Source organism: Nodosilinea sp. LEGE 07298 (genome assembly GCF_015207265.1).
Classification (GTDB): domain Bacteria; phylum Cyanobacteriota; class Cyanobacteriia; order Phormidesmidales; family Phormidesmidaceae; genus Nodosilinea.
The window spans coordinates 1-21442 of the sequence record NZ_JADEXE010000056.1 but is presented as its reverse complement, the minus strand read 5'-3'; the positions used below and the strand labels follow the sequence as shown (position 1 = coordinate 21442).

The window sequence follows — 21442 nt, the reverse complement described above, 5'->3', positions numbered from 1 at the left end:
CATTATCCCGGTATTGCCCCCGGTGTTACCCACGGGCCACGCCGTTGTTGGATGCTGAATCATTTGGTACAGATGAGATGTAACAATGAAATTACTTAACGAAGTGTAACTAGTCCGAATTGCCCTCGCAAGCAGCTTTACCGTTAAGCGGCGGCGATCGCGAGCAGTTGCGGTATAGAAACACCCAGGCCTAGCGGCTAAAGGCTTGATCTACCGCCATTATTGACGCAGAACGCAAAGGAGATTTCCCTGATGGCCAATGTTAAGTTTGTTAACGAAGACGCAGAGATTATTGTTGCCGATGGGGCTAACCTGCGGTTCAAGGCGCTAGAAAACCGCATTGATATCTATACCTTTAGCGGCAAGCTGATGAACTGCGGCGGCTATGGGCAGTGCGGCACCTGTGTCGTAGATGTGGTGGCGGGTGGCGAAAATCTCTCCCCCCGCACCCAGGTGGAGGAGCGCAAGTTGAAGAAGTGGCCTTCAAGCTGCCGCCTAGCCTGTCAAGCGACGGTGCATGGGTCAGTTTCGGTGGTGACGAAGCCCAATCGTAAAGCTAAAGCATCCGCTAAGGCATCAAAGAGTGCTTAGGCATGCCCTCTAGCTCCCGTCCACGATGAATTGTGGTGAGTTTTGTCTAAAGCACTGCGTTTCTAGTCAGACATTCTCATCGGGTAGAGTGTTATTCTAAGTTTCATGAGAGCTTCTAGGAATTTAGGGTAGCTAGTCAGCCGCCTGAGGGGTGGATAGCTGCTGCTAGTGCGGAAGTTCTGAGGCGACGTTGTTGGGTTGAGAGTATAGGCAAGCATGGAAGTTAATAACCTTGGTTTTGTAGCCAGCATTCTCTTTGTTCTGGTACCGACGGTTTTTCTGCTGATTCTGTATATTCAGACCTCCAGTAAGCAAACGGGTTCGTAGCCTGTTGTTAGGTTTGGTTCATGCTGAGTCGGTTAGAGTCAGTGAACCAGCCTGTGGGGGTTAGGTGTAGTCTTCAAAGCGCTGGTCAGCCCAGCGCTTTTTTGTTTAGTATTTTGGCTGCCTTTAACCGCGCCCGCAGCTGCGATCGCACGTTTTTATCGAACCCATGACGTACTGTTTAGGCATTTTGGTGAAGGGGGGGTTGGTGCTGGCCGCTGACTCGCGCACCAATGCCGGCGTGGACTATATTTCGTCGTACCGCAAGCTGTTTGATTTTTCGAAGCCTGGCGATCGCGTCATTATGCTTTGCACTTCGGGTAATTTGTCGATTACCCAGGCGGTAGTGCACAAACTGGCTCAAGATATTAAGCGCGATCGCGCCCCCCATCTGCACAGCCTGCCCACCCTTTACGACGTAGCCCGCTACTTGGGAGAACAAATCCGCGCCCTTCAGGAGACCGACCGATCCTGGCTGGAAAAAGACAAAATTGATTTTCAGTGCAGCTTTTTGTTGGGGGGCCAGGTGCAAGGAGACGCGCCGGAGCTATTTTTGGTCTACAGCCAGGGCAACTGCATCCAGGCCACTCCAGAAACGCCGTTTTTGCAGATTGGCGAAACTAAGTACGGCAAGCCTATTCTCGACAGAACCTTGGGCTTTGACGTGCCCCTCGACGCAGTTGCCAAGTGCGCGTTGCTCTCGATCGACTCGACCATGCGATCGAACCTGTCGGTGGGGCCGCCCATTCATATGGTGATGTATCAGGCCAACAGCTTTGAGGTGCGCCATCGAGCAAAGTTTCAGGCGGGCGACCCCTACTTGATCAAAATGCGCAAGCACTGGGAGGTGGCCCTGCGCGAGGCTTCGCTCGCCATGCCAGATATATCCTGGAACCAGGACGGTACCCCTTCGCTCCTGGGCATTCCGGATCTTGGGAATGCTTAGCAGGAGAGGCATCGGGAATAACTGGCTAGGCGGACGGGCTTGCGACTAGAGCCGCAGGGTTTGTTTGTTGCCGGTGAAAGCTATGGGCTGTGTGGCTATGGGATTGGACTGCGATCGCAGCTAAATAGCCTGTTTCTGGCTGCCACTGATAAAGTGCCCCGTCAGACTCTGGCCCGCTAGGAGCAGTAATAGTCACTGAAGAAAGCGCTGAAGAAAGCACTGGGGGTAGTTCCTGTGGCCCCAAGCTTAGCTCTAGCGTCTGCATAGAGTCGGCGATGCCCAGACCTTGAGCTTTTAGCCAGGCTTCTTTGCCCGTCCAGTAGCGCAAAAAGCGGTGGTCAGCCTGGGGTGGCTCCAGTGCCAGCACCGTTTGGGCCTCGGCCAGAGTAAGACAGCGGCGGCACAACCCCGGCAATCGATTAACGGATCGCAGCGCCTCGATATCGACCCCAATCGCCCTGACCTGCGGGGCGATGCTTATCCCAATGAGCAGTCGCGAGCCGCTGTGGGAGAGGTTGAAGACTGGAATAGCACCGTGGCGGTGGGGGCACAGCGCTGGCTTACCGCGAGGCCCATAGGCAAAGGTTAGAGAGGACGGAGATTGCTGGATGTAACGGCTGAGCAGGTAGCGTAAACAGCCCCGACTCAAGACAAACTGACGCTGGGCAGCGGGCAGGCGAATGCGCTGAAGTTGAGCCTGTTCGCCCGTGGATAACGCGCTTTTTAAGGCGTTAAATACCGGTGTCTCAACGGTCTCGGTAGCGATTAGCCAGAGGTCAACGGCAGCGGAGTTTGGAGATGACAATGGCTCCTGACCTAGGTCCGGCATGGGGTAAGGCGATCGCGAGAGAAGAACCTAGCGCTATTGTGCAGCAAGCTGGGCACCCTTGGCACAGCCCCCGCCTCCATCGCACTATGCCACCTAAGCCCTTTGCCTCCGCCCCAGGCGATCATGCTGCCTTTCGACCGTCTAGCCCCAACCCACGGGGAGCGATACATATCTGCATTTTGGGCGGTGGATTTGGTGGGCTGTACTGCGCTCTGGCCCTGCATCGGCACTTGGGCAAAGCGTCTCGGGTGCGCATTACCCTGGTAGAGCCGCGCGATCGCTTCAACTTTACCCCCCTGCTCTACGAACTGCTGACCTACGAACTGGCCCCTTGGGAAATTGCCCCCGCCTACCGAGATTTGCTTAAACCCACCACCGTTGACCTGCGCCAGGACTGGGCCGAGCACATCGACTTAGCCCAGCAGCGAGTCACCTTGCGCCACGCCGAACCTCTCACCTACGACTATTTAGTCGTGGCCCTGGGTAGCCAGATGCGACCCCCGACTACCCCCGGTAGCCAAACCCATACGTTGCCGTTTAACACCCTACAAGATGCCGAACAGATGGAGCAGCGGCTGGGGGAACTCGAGCATTTGCCCCAGGTACGGGTGGTGGTGGCCGGGGCTGGCCCCAGCGGGGTCGAGTTGGCCTGCAAACTGAGCGATCGCCTCGGCTCCCGAGGTCACGTCACCGTGGTCGATCGCCGGGGAGAAATTCTGCGATCCTATCCGGCCCGTCTTCAGCGGGCGGCTGCATGCGCCCTGGCCAAACGGGGGGTAGATGTCTATCTCGATGCCGCCATTGAAGCGGTAGATGCCAGCGGGCTGACCTTTAGCCACGAGGGCAAAACTCTCCACTGCCAAGCCGATCTAATGCTCTGGACGGTCGGCACGGTGCCGCGATCGTGGCTGGGGGAAAATGGCCTCAAACAGACCGCCTTTGGCCAGTGCCAGGTGCAGCCTACCTTGCAGCTGCCCAATTACAGCAACGTATTTGTGCTGGGGGATATGGCAGCTATGCCTGCTCCTGGACGCGATCGCGCCCCCACCACCGCCCAAGCCGCCTATCAGGCCGGTCCTACGGTCGCCCAGAATGTGCTAGCACTGATTGCCAACCGACCTCTCAAGCCCTTTATCTACAATCATCTAGGCGACATGCTCACCCTGGGTCAGGGAGAAGCCGTGGTCTGTGGGTTCGGGCTCTGCATCACCGGGCGACTGGGAGGCCTATCGCGTCGCTGGGCCTACTGGCTGCGGCTGCCTACCTCCGCACACCGCTGGCGGGTGCTCAAGCACTGGCTGGGTTTGAAGCGCTAAGGATGCCAAAAATTTCCTCGGCTGTAGTTTATACGGCAATTTGGCCAAAGCAATTGGGCTAGAGTCAGCTCTCAGCGGGGTGGTGTTCGACAACCTGCGGGGTTTTTCATAGCGCCCGATGGGCAGGTAAGGCCATGAAGTATTTTCCTGAGTGGTTGAAGACAAAGGGGTTGAGGCCAAAAGGGTTGAGGCCAAAAGGGTTGAGGCCAAAGAGATGGCAGTACCTGTGGGTAAGTGCGATCGCCCTGGTTCTGATCGCCACCCTCACCCTGCGTCCGGCCCCGGCCCAGTCGCCTCCCCATCCCCTCGATCCCTTGACCGCTGACGAAATTCAGACAGCCGTGGCGGTAATTAAGGCGGCCCATCCTCTATCAGAAGAAGCTCGGTTTCCCAATATTTCGCTGCAAGAGCCTGACAAAGGCCTGGTGTGGGCGTTCCAACCCGGCGATGCCTTGTCCCGCGCCGCCTTTGTAGTGGTGCTAGAACCGGTGAAAAATATCACCTATGAAGCCGTGGTCGACCTGACCACCGCCGAACTCACCGCGTGGAACGAGATCTCTGGCGTGCAGCCTGCCATTCTCGACGAAGAGTTTGAAGTGCTCTCGGAGTTGGCTAAGGCCGACCCCCGCTGGCAAGCCGCTATGCAAAAGCGAGGTATCACCGACTTTGAAAGCGCCGTAGTTGATGGTTGGGCACCGGGTTTGCTCAGCCCCGCCGAGCGGGCCAGCGGTAAGCGGCTGATGCGGGGCTACACCTACTACCAGCCCAACTACATTAACTATTACGGTGCCCCGATCGAAGGGCTGATGGTGGTGGTCAACCTCACCGATCGCGAAGTGATGGAGGTGGTCGATACCGGTGTAGAGCCCTTTTCTACGGCTAATTTTGACTACGACGAAGAGACCACTGCCCCCCTTCAGCCCTCTCCCAAGACGCTGACCATTCAGCAGCCCCAGGGCAAAACCTTTACCCTGGAGGGCAACGCCGTCACCTGGCAAAACTGGAAATTTCGCTATATTCTGCACCCCCGCGAGGGGCTGACCCTCTACCAGGTCTCCTACGCCAAGGATGGGGTCGAGCGCCCCATCCTTTACCGAGCCAGTCTGTCGGAGATGGTGGTGCCCTACGCCGAAACCGGCCCCACCTGGGCGGTGAAAAGCGCCTTTGATGTGGGCGAGTACCGCTTTGGCTGGCTTTCGACCCCCATGTACCTGGGCAACGAAGTGCCCCAAAATGCCGTGCTGCTCGACGCAATTATGGCTGACGATCTGGGCGAACCCACCCTGATGGAGGACGTCATCGCCCTTTACGAGCGCGACGGCGGTATTCTCTGGCGGCACTACGACTTTAACAATGAAACCCATGAGGGCCGCCGCAGCCGAGAACTGGTGATGACGACGGTGGCGGCGATCGGCAACTACGACTACGCCATCAGCTGGATCTTCCACGAAGACGGCATGCTCGAAGAGCAGACCGATCTCACGGGCATCATGCTGGCCAAGGGCACCGAAGATGTGACTGAAACCCACGACCACTTTGGACATCTGGTTGCACCCCATGTGGTCGCGGTCAACCACCAGCACTTCCTCAACTTTCGCCTCGACTTTGATGTCGATGGCCCGGCCAATACCGTGGCCGAAATGAACGTGGCCACGGTGCCCCAGGGCAACAGCAACCCCTACGGCAATGCCTTTGCTATGGAGACAGTGCCGCTCACCTCCGAAACCAAAGCTGTGCGCGACATGAGTATGGCCAACAGCCGCACCTGGATGGTGATGGGGGCCAAGGAGAATGAGCTGGGCATGCCCACCGGATATATGCTGATGCCCGGCAGCAATTCTGCCTTTTTCCCCGCTAAGGAGTCGAACGTGCGGCAGCGGGGCGAGTTTGCCGGCCACCACCTGTGGGTGACCCAGTACAAACCCAACGAGCTGTATGCGGCGGGTGACTACCCTAACCAGAGCACGCCCAACCAGGGGCTGCCCGAGTGGGTGGCCGACGATGAACCGCTGGCTGGGGAAGATGTGGTGCTCTGGTACACCCAGGGCGTGACCCATATTCCTCGCCCCGAAGAATGGCCGATTATGACCGTTCACAAGGCGGGATTCAAGATTATGTCCTACGGATTCTTTCCTCAAAACCCAGTGCTAAATGTGGCGGCTCCAGAGCCAGTGCTGGCCGCAGAGGCCCCCTAAGACGGCGGCTCAATTGCCACTAGTAGTCTGCTAATCAAAAGGTGGCTGGTTAGTGGGTTCAAGGTTTAGGGTTTCAGGTTCAGGGCAGACCTTGAACCTGAAACCCTAAATTTTTAGAGCCTTTCACAATTAGCTTGGTCAAGTACTAGGAGCGATTGAGCCTAAAGATTTTTGGGCTGCCAAGCCAGTTAGAAAACTGAACCTGCAGCCTGTACTGGCCAGGCTGCAGGTTGTTCTAATGAGATGGAAAGAGGGGGGGTAATTGTTAGTCAACTTCCTCTCCACAGTTGGCAGGCTCTTGCTCGACTCTAGGGAATTCGCTGCGCGCTCCTCACAGTCAGGAGTCAAGACTCGATCGCCAGTTCGGCCCGTAAATCAATATCACTATTGCTTGGAGAACGTTCATGATCCTTTGGCGACGGACGATTAGCGTCGGTTTAGGTTTAGTGGCTGCTAGCAGCCTGTGCACGGTAGCTCAGGCTGCCCCTAGCCAGGCGGAGATGATTGATGCTCCACGCCTGATTCAGGTTGACGAGGTTTCCCTTGACCAGGCCCAAATTGGCGAAGTTTTGATTGACCAGGCCCAAATCGACGAGGCAACGGACACCCTGGTCACGCCTGAGCTTTTTACGGAGGCAGTGCCCGTCTCCCCAGAAGACCTGTCGGATGCCGCCGTCGAAGCACTGGCAGCAGAGGTTACTCCAGTGCCCACGCAGGTTTTAGAAAATCTCTCCCAGGGGCAGATTGAGGCGATCGCAACTATTATCTCAACTACAGACGAGTCAGCCAGTGCTGGCACTATGGCCAACCTACCTATCGAGGTACTGACTCAGCTCGACACTCTACCGGGCATTGAGCAGCCGGTGGGTCGCAGACGCTGGTTGCCCAGGAGCCTAGTCAGACGACTACGTCTTCCCCAAGCGATCGCATCCTTAGTCAGACAGCCCAAAAACACGGCTTTGGTTATGCTGGGTAACCATATTGTGGTGGTCAACCCCGTAACGGGCGCTGTCTTGGGAGCGGTACTGTCGGCCCTGTAACGACAATTTGTGAACATTCAAAGGAAAATGGTAATTGACACGCTTGAACTTTTGTACAGGCGTGTCAACTCTGCTGGTGAGCGACGATAATTCGAGCGTTCTGTCCCGCGTTTTTATATGAATATGGGGCCGCGATCGGGCTTGGCTGCGTCCTGGCCGCCGAAATGCAACGCAATAGGGGCGACCAGGAACGGTATTTAGAGTTGGTTATTGAATCGACGTTATGTGGCCACGGGTTCTTTGAGCTCAAACTTGAGCTTGGCCCGCTTAAAAGGTTCAGGAACTTCCACTGGGTATTTGCCCGTAAAACATGCAGAACAGAAGCTGTCGGGATCTTGGTAGGTAGTCTCCAGCATGCCTTCCCAGCTTAGGTAGGCCAGGGAATCTACATTGATTTGCGTGGCAATCTCTTCTAGCGATTTGGTCGCGGCAATCAGCTGATCTTGATTGTCGGTATCAATACCGTAAAAGCAGGGGTGAGTAACCGGCGGTGACGAAATCCGCATGTGTACTTCGGTCGCCCCGGCATCGCGCAGCGCCTGTACAATTTTGCGGCTGGTGGTGCCCCGCACGATCGAGTCATCCACAATCAAAATTCGCCTGCCCTCCAGCACGTCTTTGAGCGGGTTGAGCTTCATGCGAATGCCCACCTCCCGCATCGACTGGGTGGGCTGAATAAACGTGCGCCCCACGTAGCGGTTTTTAATTAGCCCCTCGGCGTAGGGAATTTTGGACTGTTGCGAGAAACCGATCGCAGCAGGTACCCCCGAATCGGGCACCGCCATGATCAAATCGACATCGGCTGGGGCCTCTTTGGCTAGCTGATGCCCCAGCCGCCTCCGGTAGCTGTAGAGACTTTCGCCATTGACAATACTATCGGGCCGAGAGAAGTAGATCATCTCAAATACGCAGAGCTTGCGCTGAGTGGCTTCAGCCCACTTATGGGAGATCAACCCCTCGGGCGTAATCCACACCAGTTCGCCTGGCTCAACGTCGCGCACATAATTAGCCCCAATGATGTCGAGAGCACAAGTTTCTGAGGCCAGTACGTAGTGAGCAGGCTGACCTACCTCAGGAATTTCGTGGTCTAAAACCCCTAGCACTAGAGGCCGAATACCCTGCTGGTCACGAGCACCCATGATGCCATTGGGAGTACCAATCACCAGGCTAAAGGCTCCATAGCAGCGGTTAAAGGCCATTTCTGCTGCCTTGACCCAATCGGATCCGTCGTTGACGGCCTCGGCTAGAGCGAAGGCAATCATTTCTGAATCGGTTGTCGTGATCAGGTCGTGATCGCGATCGATCAGTTCTTCGCGCAGGTCGGCAGCGTTAACTAGATTGCCGTTGTGGGCCAAGGCCAGATTGCCCAAGCGGGTAGGCACCACGGCAGGCTGAGCATTGCACACGTGGCTGGAGCCGGTGGTGGAGTAGCGGGTATGCCCCACTGCGATGTGGCCGGTCAAGTCTTTTAAGATGTGGTCGTCAAACACCTGCGACACCAGGCCCATGTGTTTATAGCAGTGGCTACCCGACGCATCAAAGGTGGCAATACCGGCTGATTCTTGGCCCCGGTGCTGCAGGGCAAACAGACCAAAGTAGGCCAGCCGAGCCACTTCTTCGTCGGGAGCGTAGAGGCCAAAAATGCCGCAGGCTTCTTCAGGCTTATCAGGGCGATCCTGGCGGGACTCAGTGGAGTCGTCGAGGAAGGAGTTAGAAGGGAACGTCATGGGTGGTGCAGATGGCTTTAGGAACGCGATGGCAAAGGAGCAGAACGTCTCAACACATTTGGCTGCCGCATTTTGCCCTCAATGCGAGCCCAGCTTCATCATAGGGTGAGGGATTTATGAGCGGTATTAGAAACTACCGAACTTCCCTAACCTATTTAATGATTCCTTAACATACGACCGATCATAACACCTGTAGTTTCCCCTCAGGGGGGATAGTGAGTAGGTAAGCTGCGGATCGGAAAAGGGGAAAGAATTTACTGAAATAGGTATAGCCAACCAATGTGCAGGATAGTCATGGCTCCGTCCGCACATTGACCAATCGAAGGGTTGCCAGACTTAAAGCTATAACCTCAGCTTTCCCCGGCTAACCGCTGCTCGATAGCGGTACTCCACGTCTGGGCCAGGTCGCTGACCGCATCTGTAACCAGGACTTGCCCCACTTGAGTAGCCAGGGTTAGGGTGTCGCCCTGCACTGTACCCAGCGACTGCCAGAAACCAGCCAGGCGATCGCCCAAATAGGCCTCCCAATCCGCCTGCTGATCGGGGCCGATCGAAACGATGATTCTAGCCCCGCCTTCACCAAACAGCAGTCGATCCCACCGCTGGTCGCACTGACTAGATTCTACAGAAAGCTGAACCATAGCCCCACGCTGCCCGCTAATGCAAGATTCTGCCAGAGCGACGGCTAACCCGCCCTCGGCGCAGTCATGGGCCGATCGCACCCAGCCCTTGGCAATTCCGTAGCGACAGGCAGCCTGCACGTGCTTTTCCAATGCCATATCAATGACGGGTGGGTGCCCAGTGGCGGCACCATGGATAGCCGCCAAATACTCTGACCCACCCAGGGTGACCAGGGGGTTGCCGTCTATAGTAGCCGCTGTCGTTTGATCAACTGGGACTCCTAGTAGATAGATCAAGTCGCCGTCTTGCCGCCAACCCTGACCACAGGTGAGGCTGAGATCTTCAATCAGGCCAACCATTCCGACTACCGGGGTGGGGTAGATGGGCTGAGGATTGCCCTGGCTGTCTACAGTTTCGTTGTAGAGAGAAACGTTGCCGCCCGTCACGGGGGTCTCAAACTCGCGGCAGGCATCGGCTAACCCCCGGCAGGCTTCGGCTAGCTGCCAGTAGCCCACGGGCTTTTCAGGGCTGCCAAAGTTGAGGTTGTCGGTAACGGCCAAAGGCAGTGCACCAACGCAGCTGAGGTTGCGGGCGGCTTCGGCTACGGCGGCCTTGGCTCCTTCGTAGGGGCTGAGGTAAACATAGCGGGCGTTGCAGTCTACGGTGGCGGCTAACCCACGGGTGACGGCACCCGGCTGATATTCCGGCACAGATTCTAAAGGACGCAGGCGAATGACGGCGGCATCTCCCTGGCCGGGGCACTGCACAGTGTTGTTTTGCACCTGGTGGTCGTACTGGCTGTAGACCCACTGCTTAGATGCGATCGTGGGTTGGCCAAGAAGGATGTGAAGCACCTCAGTCCAGGGTGTGTTTGCAGGATCAGCTAGCGCTATTCCCGCTGTGGAGCAGGGGGGCAGACTGTCTTGGTCCCAGGCCCAGGCTTTTTGGGCGTAGTCAGGCGGCTCGCTCAGCAGCTTGTGGTGGTAAATGGGTGTATTTTCCGCCAGGGCCAGCGCAGGAATTTCGGCCGCAATGTTCCCTTTGAACAAAATCCGCACGATCGCATTTTCGATCACCCTACCAGCTACCACCGCATGGAGGCCCCAGCGCTCAAAAATCTCGATTACTTCGGCTTCGCGTCCGGCTGCCACTACGAACAGCATCCGTTCCTGGGACTCTGATAGCAGGTACTCGTAGGGCACCATACCCGTTTCGCGCACTGGAATTAGGTCTAGATCGAGCTCAATGCCGACCCCACCCTTGGCCGCCATCTCGGCGGTAGAACAGGTGAGCCCGGCTGCCCCCATGTCTTGAGCAGCGACGATCGCCCCGGTCTTAAACGCTTCCAGGCAGGCCTCTACCAGCGATTTTTCTAAAAACGGATCGCCGACCTGAACGGCGGGGCGATTAGCCTCAGATTCGTCGGTGAGTTCGGCGCTGGCAAAGCTGGCCCCGCCCATACCGTCGCGCCCGGTGGTAGACCCAACATAGACCACCGGGTTGCCCAAGCCCGCTGCGCCAGATTTCACAATATCGGCGGTTTCCATGATGCCGATCGCCATCGCGTTGACCAGCGGGTTGCCATTGTAGGCGGCGTCAAAGTACACTTCGCCGCCTACGGTGGGCACCCCAAAGCAGTTGCCGTAGTGGGCAATGCCGGAGACCACCCCTTGGCAGAGGCGACGGGTGCGGGCGTCGTTTAAGTCGCCAAACCGCAGGGAATTGAGCACGGCGATCGGGCGCGCACCCATGGTGAAAATATCGCGCAGAATGCCGCCGACCCCGGTGGCCGCCCCCTGAAACGGCTCCACCGCCGAGGGGTGATTGTGGGACTCAATTTTGAAGGCTACCCGTAGCCCGTCTCCGGCATCAATTACGCCTGCATTTTCCCCTGGCCCTACCAACACTCGCGGCCCCTCCGTCGGGAACTGCTTGAGCAGCGATCGCGAGTTTTTATAGCAGCAGTGTTCTGACCACATCACGCCAAACATGCCGAGTTCGGCTCGGTTAGGATGGCGACCCAATCGGCGCACAATGTCGTCATACTCGTCGGGCTTAATGCCTTCGGAGGCAATCTCGGCGGGGCTAAAGGGAGCGGTAGAAAAGGCCGTCATACGTACGCAGGAAACGTTGCCTACCGATCTTAGCCCTAAGTTGTCCTGGCTAAAGAGTGTCGGCGAGAAACTGGTCAAGGTCATTAAAGGTGCCAGCCCGCATGATGATGGGGCCTTCGTAGCCCTTCATTTCTACAGTAAAGCGCTTAAAGCATGAGTCGCTCAACTCAGCTTTTTGAGCGCCAGCGGTGTGGCAGCTAACTTTTTGAAGGTATTTATAAGTGGTCTCGCCCAGGGCAATGTCAAGCCCAAGCTGTTTGGTGGATGTCTCTAGCCGAAAGGCCGCGTTAACGGTATCCCCTAGGGCGGTGTAGTCAGGGCGATCGCTGCTGCCGGTATTGCCCACCATGGCGTAGCCAGTATTAATGCCAGCCCCAATTCTGAGCGGAAAGGGCAGCGGGAACTGGTGGTGGAGCTGCCCCGTCATAGCTGCCAGGGTGCTAACAGCCTGTAAAATTTGCAGCATGCTGGCGTCATCGGCCCCCTCTGGGCCATGAATCCATACTGCCATTACGGCATCACCAATATATTTATCGACCCAGCTGCCGTATTGACCAATGATTTCTCCGGCTCGGCGAAACCAGGTACCGATGGCCTCGGAGTGAATCTTTTCGTCAGTTTGGCGCGTCATAACGGTGAAGTCGCGAATATCGACTACTACCACTGAGATGAGCTGACGCACGTGGAGCATGGCCGTGGCGGCTGTGTCGCCGCTGTGGGCACCGCCCAGGGTGACATCTGCCACTGATGATGGATCAATTGGGGAGAAAAAACGCAGCTCGGTTTGGCCAAAGGTCAGCAGATCACCATCATGCAGGATGATCGGAACGCTAACCCGCCGTCCGTTTACAAAGGTGCCGTTGCGACTGCCTAGATCAATTAAGTAAAACTTGCCGTTGTCGGTGCCCTGAAACATGGCGTGGTTGCGGGAAATCCACCGATCGGGCAGCACAAAATTGTTGTCGTCGCCGCGGCCTACAGTCCAATAGTTACCGCCTACCAAGGACAGCTGGCGATCGCCGGAGCCGGTTTTAAGCGCAAGGTAGGGGCCAGAAGAAGTAGTCACGACGGTATAATAAGGGCACAGACTGAGATCGATTGGGCGCGATCATTTAGAACTCTAACAGCGATCGCAGCAGACAACCCCAAGGTATCCCTGAGCTGCCCCTATTATGCCAGAGATGCCAACCCTATTACGCTGCCTAGGCCAGAGCCGCTGTCAGAAAAAACAAACCATCTACAATTAGGGTGCTGAATACAGCTCCGCCAAAAGCCCACCAGGCCAACTGTCGGGAGGTGGTCAGCGCGATCGCCGTCGCCACCAGCAAAAACACCACCAGCACCATGGCCCGACAGGCCGCTACTTCAGTGTCTAGAGTAGCGCTGGCCGCCCGCAGCACCAGAGGGGCTAAGTCGGGGCTCGTCAGCATTAGCTGCCGCCAGCTGGGAAATAGGTGCATCCAGTTGATGTAGAGGTCGGTAACGGCAGTACCCAGCAGCGAACCCAGAAAAAAGTAGCTGCCGACCCGTCCCCAGCCCTGGCGCAGACAGACCAGCGCGATCGGTAAACCCAAAGCCTCAATTGGCAGGTGAGCCACAGGCTCCCAGCGAAACCAGCCCCAGTACAAAGAACCTGTTAACCAGATCCAGCCGAAGCCAACAATTAAATCACCCCAAATGTGCCAGCGGGTGCGCTGCATCAGCCATGTTCCCAACCACAGCCATAGAGGCGTGATTGCTAAACTCACCCAGGGAAAGTAGCGCACCAGGGGAGCCTGCACAAAAACCGGCAAAATCACTAAAGCCAACGCCGCCCCAAACACTTGGAGCTGCATCGTAGAGCGTGCCATCCAGCTTTGCACCTGGGCAAACCAAGGCAACGCTGCTTTAACTGATCCGGAACTATAGGAAAGGCTCAATGGAATTCTGAGTGTTTGGTTAATCATTGTTAACATAACATGCCCCAGGGGGGCATTGCTCGACCCTGAGGTAGATTAGCCGACTATTAAGATTGTCTTCAGGTTCACAGTTAGCTGTAGTGCAGGTTAAGCCTGTAAAAAGAAGCGCAACGGCAGGGTAGACAGCCGCTTCGACCCCGTACAATACGCAACAGTGGTTTTATGGTTGCGTTTAACCAGGCTACTAACCGAGTTACTTTAGTGTACTTATTTTAAGAAAAAGCTCAAAGGTGCGCTCAAGCGGTTTTGCCGTGCATTCTGCTTCTCACAGCTTCGCGCTAGAAAGAAAATTCAGTAACGAGTCTGGTCCGTACAGCTTTGAGTACGACTCTGGCTCGCAAATGGGGCAACGTCACATAACCTCTATGACTATGATTGCGTACTTATGACTAATCTATTATTCGGGTTGCCTCCTCTGATGGGCCTGGCGGTTCAACTGGCCCAGGCCAACAACGCTATTGCTAACCCAACCGATATGCCTGCAATGCAGGACATGAATCTGTTTCAAGCCATTGTGATCGGTATTGTGCAGGGGCTGACCGAGTTTTTGCCGATTAGCAGCACGGCCCACGTCAAAATGGTGCCTGTGGTGCTGGGGTGGGGCGATCCGGGGGTGGCCTTTACCGCTGTAGTTCAGCTGGGCAGCATTGCGGCTATTCTTTACTACTTTTGGGATGATCTGCGCCAGGTGACTGTAGGCATGATCAAGGCCACCCTAACAAAGCAGTTTGATTCCTCAGAGTTTCGCCTGGGGCTGGGTATTTTGCTGGGCACGCTTCCCATCGTGGTGTGCGGGCTGTTGATCAAAGCGTTTATTCCAGACTTTGACAACTCGCCCTTGCGCAACACCTCTACTATTGCCGTGGTGTCTATTGTTATGGCGCTGGTGCTGGCCGGTGCCGAAGTTGTGGGCCGCCGCAAGCGCACCTTTGAGTCGTTAACCCTTGCGGACGGCGTAACTATGGGCTTTGCCCAAGCCCTGGCCCTGATTCCGGGCGTATCGCGCTCGGGGTCTACCCTGACAGCCGGATTGTTCATGGGGCTAGAGCGAGCGACGGCGGCTCGATTCTCCTTTCTATTGGGGGTGCCTGCCATTACCCTCTCGGGTCTGGTAGAACTTGAGGGTCTGTTTGAAACCGGGTTCGGTAGCGCCGGTCCGATACCGCTGATCGGGGGCATTTTGGCGGCGGTGGTTTCGTCTTACCTGGCCATTTTTTGGCTGATCCGGTTTTTGAAGCAGCACAGCACCTGGATCTTTGTATGGTATCGCCTGGCCTTTGGTGCGGCTATTTTGCTGGCGTTAGCGACTGGAAAAATGCAAAACATCTAAGATAGGGGAGCACATTTTGCTCGTCTAAGGCCTCACTCGCTATGGCTGCTTTGGCAATCCGCCCTGCCTGCATTACCCGCGTACTGCCTGGCTCTATTGCCGAAGAGATTGGTTTTGAGACCGGTGATGCCCTGGTGGCAATTAACGGCCAAAAGCCGCGCGATTTAATTGACTACCGCTTTCTCTGTGCCGACGAAGATTTAGCCTTAGAGGTGCTGGACAGGCGCGGCAAAACCCATCACATCGATATTGAAAAAGACATCGACGACGATCTGGGGCTGGAGTTTGAGACCGCTCTCTTTGACGGGCTGATGCAGTGTAACAATGCCTGCCCCTTTTGCTTTATCGATCAGCAGCCTCCTGGCAAGCGAGGCACCCTTTACCTAAAAGATGACGACTACCGGCTCAGCTTTCTCTACGGCAGCTACCTGACACTCACCAACCTGCTGCCCCAGGAGTGGGATCGCATTGCCCAGCTGCGGTTGTCACCTCTGTATGTGTCGGTGCATGCGACGGAGCCGGAGGTGCGATCGCGCCTCTTAAAAAACCCTAGAGCGGGTCAAATTCGAGACCAGCTGGCCTGGTTTCAGGATCAACGGCTGCAAATTCATGCTCAGGTAGTGGTCTGTCCCGGCATTAACGATGGCGATCACCTGGAGACTACCCTGCGGGATCTGGCCCAATTTCATGCAGGCGATACTCCAGCGGTGGCCTCAGCGGCGGTGGTGCCTGTGGGCCTCACCCGGTTTCGCCCTGATCAAGATGAGCTAACTCCTGTGACCCAACCCCAGGCCCAGCAGGTGATTGCTCAGGTGCAGTCGTTTCAGAGCGAGTTTCAGCAGTCGTTCGGCACAAATTTTGTCTGGCTGGCCGATGAGTGGTTCCTGATCGCCAAACAGCAAGTCCCGAACGAAAGCCACTATGAGGACTATCCTCAACTAGGCAATGGCGTGGGGTCGATTCGTCAGTTTCTAAAAGCCTTTGAGCAGTCAGCTGAGAATTACCTCCCTGAGTCCGTGAGCCCGCCCCGCTCCCTAACCTGGGTCGTGGGCAATGCCGTCGAGCATGCTTTTCAACCCATTGTCGATCGCCTCAACCAGGTGCAGGGCTTAACTGTGCACCTAGCCGCCCTCTCTAGCGACTATTGGGGCCGTGATATGACGGTCACGGGTTTGCTCACTGGCCATGACCTACTGCTAGGGCTGCAGCATCGCGACCTAGGAGATGCCCTGCTGCTGCCTACGGTTATGCTCAAACCCAGCGACTCTGGCGACCCTCAAGATACGCTGTTTCTAGATGATGTGAGCGTAGCGACCATAAGCCAGCAGCTGAGCTGTCCGGTGCTGCCCGTAGATGACACTGATGCCTTAATCAAAGCCTGCTGCGGCGATTTGCCTGCCCACCAGCTTGCTAATTTACAGCCTGCCGCCGGATATTGGGCTCCGTCGTGATTGTACTAAACCGTTTAGTTTGCTAAGCTGTGGTCGGGAAAATTTTGTGACTAATCCTTCTGCCTTGAGGGGGAGGTCTGGCTCTTTCTAAGGGCATAAATTGCCGTAGGGTTGGCTAAAGTAAGCCCTGATGTCAATATGCTAAAGAGCTGAAGCAGAAAATCTCAATTTTTACGGTTGGTGATTCATTTTCGCTACTGAGAGCCCATGATGTCTACGCTTTTCTCCTATCGCCGCTGTCTGATACCCCTAAGCTTAGGCATTACTCTATCTGGCTGGTCTGCTGCGGGGCTGGCTGCTCCCAATCCTCTAGTCGAAGCTTTAGCCGAAGCTGACGATGCTGCTGGGGCGGCGATCGCCCAGGTAGAGGCAGAGACTCCAGACAATCCAGATCCACTGCGACTTGACGCGCAACCTACGCCCGCTAGCCCCGCCCGTGAGGGCCTAGAGCCAGGGGAGGAGGCTGTACCCCTATCTATCGATGGCGACGGGGAGGTTCTGCCCGATCCGAGCCAGTCTGGCCTGCCGCTACCCCAGTCAGACCGACCAACCGACGAGGGGTTTGAGGTTCCGCCTGAATACCTAACCCCCGAGGCCAACCCGCTGCTGGTGCCGACTCGCCCCGAAGAGGTCGAGATTGTGGGCACCCAACCCCTATCGCTCGAAACCGCCATTGAACTGGCCTACCGCAACAGCGAGCAGCTCCGCATTGCTCTGCTGCAGCTAGAGCGGAGCCAGTCCGGACTGCGGGCCGAGCGGGCATCGCTGTACCCAACGGTAGATCTCAGCGGCAGCCTGCAAACCACTAACCAGTCTTCCTCAGGGGGCGAAAGCCAGTTTGGGGGCGGCGATATCACTACCACTACCGCATCGAGCACTCTCAGAACTGACTACGACCTGGGCCTATCAGGCGAGCGATCGGCTCGAATTTCGGCGGCAGAGCGACAGGTGCGGCTGTCTGAGCTCCAGGTAGAGCAAACCCGCGAAGACCTGCGGCTCAACACCATTACGGACTACTACGCCGTACAGGAGGCGATCGAGCAAATTCGCATTAACCAGGCCTTTTTAGATGAGGCCGAGCGCAACCTGCGGGACAGCCAGCTGCGTGAAGAGGTCGGGGTTGGCACCCGCTTCGACGTGCTGCGTGCCGAGGTACAGGTCGCTAATGCCCGTCAAACCCTAACTCAGGCGGCCAGCCAGCGGCAAATTGCCCAACGGCAGCTGTCCCGACGGCTCAATGTGCCGCCTGCGATAGAGCTGACCTCGCTGGCGGTTAATATAGCTGGCGCTTGGCCGCTTTCTCTAGAAGAGAGTATTGTGCTGGCCTTTCAAAATCGGGCCGAGCTAGAGCAGTTTTTGGTTGAGCGGGAGTTTAACGACGCCCAACGGCGGATTAGTCTAGCCGCTGTTCGCCCCAGGCTAGGGGTGTTTGGTCAGTATGGCTTACAAAGCTTACTCAGTTCGTCAACAGGGGCATCCTCCAGCCTGGGGGATGGGTTTTCTCTGGGGGCACAGCTGAGCTGGCGGCTCTTTGATGCGGGTGCTGCAAGAGCCAGGGCCACCCAAAACGAACTTGACATTCAAACCGACGAGTTCGAGTTTGAAAGCACCCGCAACGACATTCGCGTCCAGGTAGAAGAGTCTTACTACACCCTAGTGGCTAACCAGGCCAATATTGATACGGCTTCAGTGGCGGTCAACCAGGCTGAGGAGGCGCTAGAGCTAGCTACCCTGCGCTTCAACGCCGGGGTGGGTACCCAGCTTGATGTGCTCACCGCTACCCGCGAACTGGCCGAGGCCGAGGGTAATTTGGTGACCGCCGTGCTCGACTACAATCGCGCTCTGGCTCGCCTGGAACGAGCGGTCAGCAACTTGGCCTCTCCTGCAATTCCCGATGTTGGGTTGTAGTACGGAAGCAAACGCCTTTGGTGATTGCCTATGGCTGCTCTACATATTGAGGCTGATCACCTGCGGGCGATCGCTCAAGCAGTCACCGCTTGCTACCCCCGCGAAGGCTGTGGCCTGATGATCGGGCAGCGAATGTTTGCGCCTGCCAGCGATGGGGTCGCGGCTGAGGAAACCTATCGGGCAGTGGCGGGTATCGTGCCCCTAGCTAATGCCTGGGATGACTCGCTGCTAGCCTATACCGATGTCCAGGGGGAAAATCAGAACCATAGCCGCCGCGATCGCTATTGGATTGACCCCGCCGACCTGCTTAAGGTACAGCGATTGGCGCGAGAGCAAGGGCTAGAAATCATCGGTGTTTACCACTCGCACCCTGACCATGGGGCGGTGCCTTCAGAATGCGATCGCACCTTAGCCTGGCCGGTCTATTCCTACGTCATTGTGTCGGTGGTACAGGGCGAGGCCACCGATCTCAAAAGCTGGCGGCTCGACGACCAAAACCAATTCCGGCCCGAGCCGATAAAAATGATTGGATCATCTACTAACAAAGACCCATTCTTGTCCTAAGCTGAAAAGATGCCAAAAACGGTCGTGCCCCAGGCCGTTTTTTGTTTTTACCGCCACAGTTTCTCTCCCGAGGCCATGCTCAACCCTAATCTGGACGACATTCAGCTCACCAAAGAGGAGTACGAGCGCTACTCCCGCCACATCATTCTGCCGGAAGTAGGCCTAGACGGGCAGAAAAAGCTCAAGGCTGCTAGCGTGCTCTGCGTGGGCACCGGGGGTCTGGGTTCACCCCTGCTGCTGTATCTGGCCGCCGCTGGCATTGGCCGCATCGGTATTGTCGACTTTGATACCGTCGATCAGTCCAACCTGCACCGCCAGGTGATCCACAGCGAGTCGTGGGTGGGCAAGCCCAAAATTGAGTCGGCCAAGAGCCGCATTCTTGAAATCAACCCCCACTGCCAGGTCGACCTCTACGAGACCCGACTCAGCGCTGAAAACGCCCTGGGTATTTTTGAACCCTACGACGTGGTAGTTGACGGCACCGATAACTTCCCCACCCGCTACCTGGTCAACGACGCCTGCGTGCTGCTGGGTAAGCCCAACGTCTACGGCTCCATCTTTCGCTTTGAGGGGCAGGCGACTGTCTTCAACTATCAAGATGGCCCCAACTACCGCGACCTGTACCCCGAACCGCCGCCGCCGGGGCTAGTGCCCTCCTGCGCCGAGGGTGGCGTGCTGGGTGTGCTGCCTGGCATTATTGGCGTGATTCAGGCCAATGAGACCATCAAGGTGATTTTGGGTACGGGCAACACCCTCAGCGGCCGCCTGTTGCTCTACAATGCCCTTGAAATGACATTCCGAGAGCTAAAGCTGCGCCCCAACCCGGTGCGCCCCGTGATCGAAAAGCTAATCGACTACGAAGAATTTTGCGGTATTCCCCAGGCGCGTATGGAAGAAGAACAAGAGAAAGCTGGCCTCGTTGAGATGAGCGTGACCGAACTCAAACAGGTGCTCGACAGTGGTGACGACAACGTGCTGCTGCTCGACGTGCGTAACCCCAACGAGTACGAGATCGCCCGCATTCCGGGTTCGGTGCTGGTGCCGCTGCCCGACATCGAAAACGGCGACGGCGTTGACAAGGTGAAGTCGCTGCTCAATGGTCATCGGCTAATTGCCCACTGCAAAATGGGCGGGCGATCGGCCAAGGCCCTGGGCATTCTCAAGCAGCACGGCATTGAGGGTACCAACGTCAAAGGCGGTATCACGGCCTGGAGCAAAGAAGTAGATCCTTCCGTGCCTGAGTATTAAGTCGTGGGGTGGGCATTGCCCACCATCAGCCTCGGTCAGGCCACCTGAACACTTCCAAACGTCAAATGCCCCGGTGGAAACCTCTCCATCGGGGCATTCTGTTTATCAGGGGCATTCAACCCTGTCAATCCGCTAAGCTAAAGACACCACGCATGATTCCGTGGCTCAACTTTCTATCGCTAATTCCGGCCACGACGGTCACTCTGCCGCTGATCAGCATCGCCTTCCTGCGGTTTTACAATGAGCAAGACTTCACCCTTTCGGCGCTGAGTGGGACCGTCGAAATCGAGAAACAGACCGCTTGGCTGAAGAAGCACAACGCCGATTTGAAGAAGATCAACGAAGAGCTGAAGAAGCACAACGAAGAACAGAGTCAGAGCGAGCGGAGGGAGATCGAAGAGCTGCGGCATAAGAACAGGCGGCTCGCCGAGCTGCAGTCGAAATTGAACGAGATCTTGCATTCTTGAGTTATTTGCTCGATCCTTCCTCTAAGAATCAACGTCGCCTGTCTCAGGTTATTGCTTTGCTGGGCGAGTATCGCGACACGCTGGTGTAACCAGATCTGACTGTCGCCTTTAATCAAGACTTAAGTGATTCGTTGAGCCCTACAGTTGTTATCATCGAGCACGGGTTTCTTGGGAGGCGGGGGCAATGGGAATGGGGTTTAAGCGTGGTCTGGTTTGGGCGATCGCGGCCCTGGCTTTCGCCCCCCAGCCGGGTTGGGCACTGCCGGGTCAAACGGTAAACCTCACCGAGACGTGGATCCGCAACAATCCTACGCTTGAGCCTGGACCCAACGAGCGTCTGACGATTAACCGCCTGGTTTCCCCAGGGCAGCGGTTTACCTTTCAGGCATCGGTATTTCCTGTCAGCGGGGTAGTACCGACCCCAAGCCGCCGCCAGATTCGCACTGAGCGCTTTAGTCTAGCCGACTACGCCAACCCTATTGATGGCGATCGCCTCGACGAGTCACTGCGGGCCATTTACGGCCAGGAGATCTTCAACGACTATCGCCAGGGGGCGGTGCTGCTGCGCTACCCGGAGCGAGGCCGCCGACCAGCGCCGACCGACAACCCCAACCTGTTCTTGCGAGGTGAAGTGCGCGAGGGGGAACGGTTCGCCTACTGGCAAGAGATTGCCTACGATCGTACCGGTACCGCCTACCTGGGTCGGATGGCCGTGTTTCTCAAAGCAGACTTACCTGCCCTACAGGCCCAGCTAAATCCTTGACGTGGCCGAAAGCCTAGTACTCAACGGCGCAAGTTGGGTGACTATTGTGG

Annotated in this window: 18 protein-coding genes; 13 read left to right on the top strand and 5 right to left on the bottom strand. The window is 56.7% G+C overall.

The window, feature by feature from the left end; all coding sequences use genetic code 11:
- The first annotated feature begins 252 nt into the window (after positions 1–252).
- The 3 genes from IQ273_RS10275 to IQ273_RS10265 all read left to right on the top strand — a co-directional run bounded on the left by IQ273_RS10275 (position 253) and on the right by IQ273_RS10265 (position 1861).
- A complete protein-coding gene (locus tag IQ273_RS10275) occupies positions 253–591 on the top strand; it encodes a 2Fe-2S iron-sulfur cluster-binding protein (RefSeq protein WP_194023073.1) in 339 nt (112 codons plus the stop codon).
- 216 nt (positions 592–807) lie between these two features.
- The gene (gene psbM, locus IQ273_RS10270; RefSeq protein WP_008313172.1) at positions 808–918 is read left to right on the top strand and encodes a photosystem II reaction center protein PsbM; all 111 of its coding nucleotides are present in this window, start codon (positions 808–810) and stop codon (positions 916–918) included.
- A 166-nt stretch (positions 919–1084) separates the two neighbouring features.
- Positions 1085–1861, top strand: a complete 777-nt coding sequence (locus IQ273_RS10265; RefSeq protein ID WP_194023072.1) for a proteasome-type protease — start codon at positions 1085–1087, stop codon at positions 1859–1861.
- A gap of 25 nt (positions 1862–1886) precedes the next feature.
- Here IQ273_RS10265 and IQ273_RS10260 read toward each other — a convergent pair whose 3' ends face one another.
- The gene (locus IQ273_RS10260) at positions 1887–2666 is read right to left on the bottom strand and encodes a 4'-phosphopantetheinyl transferase superfamily protein (RefSeq protein WP_194023071.1); all 780 of its coding nucleotides are present in this window, start codon (positions 2664–2666) and stop codon (positions 1887–1889) included.
- Here IQ273_RS10260 and IQ273_RS10255 point away from each other — a divergent pair.
- The 3 genes from IQ273_RS10255 (at position 2666) to IQ273_RS10245 (ending at position 7241) form a co-directional block, all read left to right on the top strand.
- Complete coding sequence (locus tag IQ273_RS10255; protein ID WP_194023070.1) at positions 2666–4006, top strand: NAD(P)/FAD-dependent oxidoreductase; 1341 nt, start codon at positions 2666–2668, stop codon at positions 4004–4006. The two genes, IQ273_RS10260 and IQ273_RS10255, sit on opposite strands and share 1 nt — an antisense overlap.
- 200 nt (positions 4007–4206) lie before the next feature.
- Positions 4207–6201 (top strand): primary-amine oxidase, encoded by a 1995-nt coding sequence (locus tag IQ273_RS10250; RefSeq protein ID WP_228052728.1) that lies wholly within the window; start codon positions 4207–4209, stop codon positions 6199–6201.
- 404 nt (positions 6202–6605) lie between these two features.
- Complete coding sequence (locus IQ273_RS10245; protein ID WP_194023068.1) at positions 6606–7241, top strand: hypothetical protein; 636 nt, start codon at positions 6606–6608, stop codon at positions 7239–7241.
- Positions 7242–7462: 221 nt separating this feature from the next.
- Here IQ273_RS10245 and purF read toward each other — a convergent pair whose 3' ends face one another.
- The 4 genes from purF to IQ273_RS10225 form a co-directional block, all read right to left on the bottom strand.
- Positions 7463–8968, bottom strand: a complete 1506-nt coding sequence (gene purF / locus IQ273_RS10240; protein ID WP_194023067.1) for an amidophosphoribosyltransferase — start codon at positions 8966–8968, stop codon at positions 7463–7465.
- Between the two features lie 350 nt (positions 8969–9318).
- A complete protein-coding gene (gene purL, locus IQ273_RS10235; RefSeq protein ID WP_194023066.1) occupies positions 9319–11703 on the bottom strand; it encodes a phosphoribosylformylglycinamidine synthase subunit PurL in 2385 nt (794 codons plus the stop codon).
- A 49-nt stretch (positions 11704–11752) separates the two neighbouring features.
- On the bottom strand, positions 11753–12769 hold the full coding sequence (locus IQ273_RS10230; protein WP_194023065.1) for an adenylate/guanylate cyclase domain-containing protein: 1017 nt from the start codon (positions 12767–12769) through the stop codon (positions 11753–11755).
- Between the two features lie 136 nt (positions 12770–12905).
- Entirely contained in the window at positions 12906–13553 is a 648-nt protein-coding gene (locus tag IQ273_RS10225) for a DUF3120 domain-containing protein (RefSeq protein WP_228052726.1), read from the bottom strand.
- Between the two features lie 493 nt (positions 13554–14046).
- Here IQ273_RS10225 and IQ273_RS10220 point away from each other — a divergent pair, with 493 nt between their 5' ends.
- The 7 genes from IQ273_RS10220 to IQ273_RS10190 all read left to right on the top strand — a co-directional run bounded on the left by IQ273_RS10220 (position 14047) and on the right by IQ273_RS10190 (position 21392).
- Positions 14047–14991 carry an undecaprenyl-diphosphate phosphatase gene (locus IQ273_RS10220; protein WP_313898068.1) on the top strand — a complete coding sequence of 315 codons (945 nt, stop codon included), beginning with the start codon at positions 14047–14049 and terminating at the stop codon, positions 14989–14991.
- Between the two features lie 41 nt (positions 14992–15032).
- Entirely contained in the window at positions 15033–16442 is a 1410-nt protein-coding gene (locus IQ273_RS10215) for a TIGR03279 family radical SAM protein (protein WP_194023064.1), read from the top strand.
- Positions 16443–16649: 207 nt separating this feature from the next.
- Positions 16650–18350, top strand: a complete 1701-nt coding sequence (locus tag IQ273_RS10210) for a TolC family protein (protein WP_194023063.1) — start codon at positions 16650–16652, stop codon at positions 18348–18350.
- A gap of 30 nt (positions 18351–18380) precedes the next feature.
- The gene (locus IQ273_RS10205; RefSeq protein WP_194023062.1) at positions 18381–18914 is read left to right on the top strand and encodes a M67 family metallopeptidase; all 534 of its coding nucleotides are present in this window, start codon (positions 18381–18383) and stop codon (positions 18912–18914) included.
- Between the two features lie 75 nt (positions 18915–18989).
- Positions 18990–20162: a molybdopterin-synthase adenylyltransferase MoeB gene (gene moeB / locus IQ273_RS10200; RefSeq protein WP_194023080.1), complete on the top strand. Its 1173-nt coding sequence runs from the start codon at positions 18990–18992 to the stop codon at positions 20160–20162.
- 152 nt (positions 20163–20314) lie between these two features.
- On the top strand, positions 20315–20629 hold the full coding sequence (locus tag IQ273_RS10195; RefSeq protein WP_228052724.1) for a hypothetical protein: 315 nt from the start codon (positions 20315–20317) through the stop codon (positions 20627–20629).
- A 184-nt stretch (positions 20630–20813) separates the two neighbouring features.
- A complete protein-coding gene (locus tag IQ273_RS10190) occupies positions 20814–21392 on the top strand; it encodes a hypothetical protein (RefSeq protein WP_228052722.1) in 579 nt (192 codons plus the stop codon).
- Positions 21393–21442: the final 50 nt, after the last annotated feature.

Bases quoted from the DNA above. Each gene is read 5' to 3' on its own strand.
- IQ273_RS10195 (WP_228052724.1), top strand. From the start codon at position 20,315: ATGATTCCGTGGCTCAACTTTCTATCGCTAATTCCGGCCACGACGGTC.
- IQ273_RS10190 (WP_228052722.1), top strand. From the start codon at position 20,814: ATGGGAATGGGGTTTAAGCGTGGTCTGGTTTGGGCGATCGCGGCCCTG.
- IQ273_RS10225 (WP_228052726.1), bottom strand. From the start codon at position 13,553: ATGGCACGCTCTACGATGCAGCTCCAAGTGTTTGGGGCGGCGTTGGCT.
- IQ273_RS10215 (WP_194023064.1), top strand. From the start codon at position 15,033: ATGGCTGCTTTGGCAATCCGCCCTGCCTGCATTACCCGCGTACTGCCT.
- IQ273_RS10205 (WP_194023062.1), top strand. From the start codon at position 18,381: ATGGCTGCTCTACATATTGAGGCTGATCACCTGCGGGCGATCGCTCAA.
- IQ273_RS10255 (WP_194023070.1), top strand. From the start codon at position 2,666: ATGGCTCCTGACCTAGGTCCGGCATGGGGTAAGGCGATCGCGAGAGAA.
- IQ273_RS10220 (WP_313898068.1), top strand. From the start codon at position 14,047: ATGACTAATCTATTATTCGGGTTGCCTCCTCTGATGGGCCTGGCGGTT.
- IQ273_RS10210 (WP_194023063.1), top strand. From the start codon at position 16,650: ATGATGTCTACGCTTTTCTCCTATCGCCGCTGTCTGATACCCCTAAGC.
- IQ273_RS10265 (WP_194023072.1), top strand. From the start codon at position 1,085: ATGACGTACTGTTTAGGCATTTTGGTGAAGGGGGGGTTGGTGCTGGCC.
- IQ273_RS10275 (WP_194023073.1), top strand. From the start codon at position 253: ATGGCCAATGTTAAGTTTGTTAACGAAGACGCAGAGATTATTGTTGCC.
- moeB (WP_194023080.1), top strand. From the start codon at position 18,990: ATGCTCAACCCTAATCTGGACGACATTCAGCTCACCAAAGAGGAGTAC.
- purF (WP_194023067.1), bottom strand. From the start codon at position 8,968: ATGACGTTCCCTTCTAACTCCTTCCTCGACGACTCCACTGAGTCCCGC.
- IQ273_RS10245 (WP_194023068.1), top strand. From the start codon at position 6,606: ATGATCCTTTGGCGACGGACGATTAGCGTCGGTTTAGGTTTAGTGGCT.
- psbM (WP_008313172.1), top strand. From the start codon at position 808: ATGGAAGTTAATAACCTTGGTTTTGTAGCCAGCATTCTCTTTGTTCTG.
- purL (WP_194023066.1), bottom strand. From the start codon at position 11,703: ATGACGGCCTTTTCTACCGCTCCCTTTAGCCCCGCCGAGATTGCCTCC.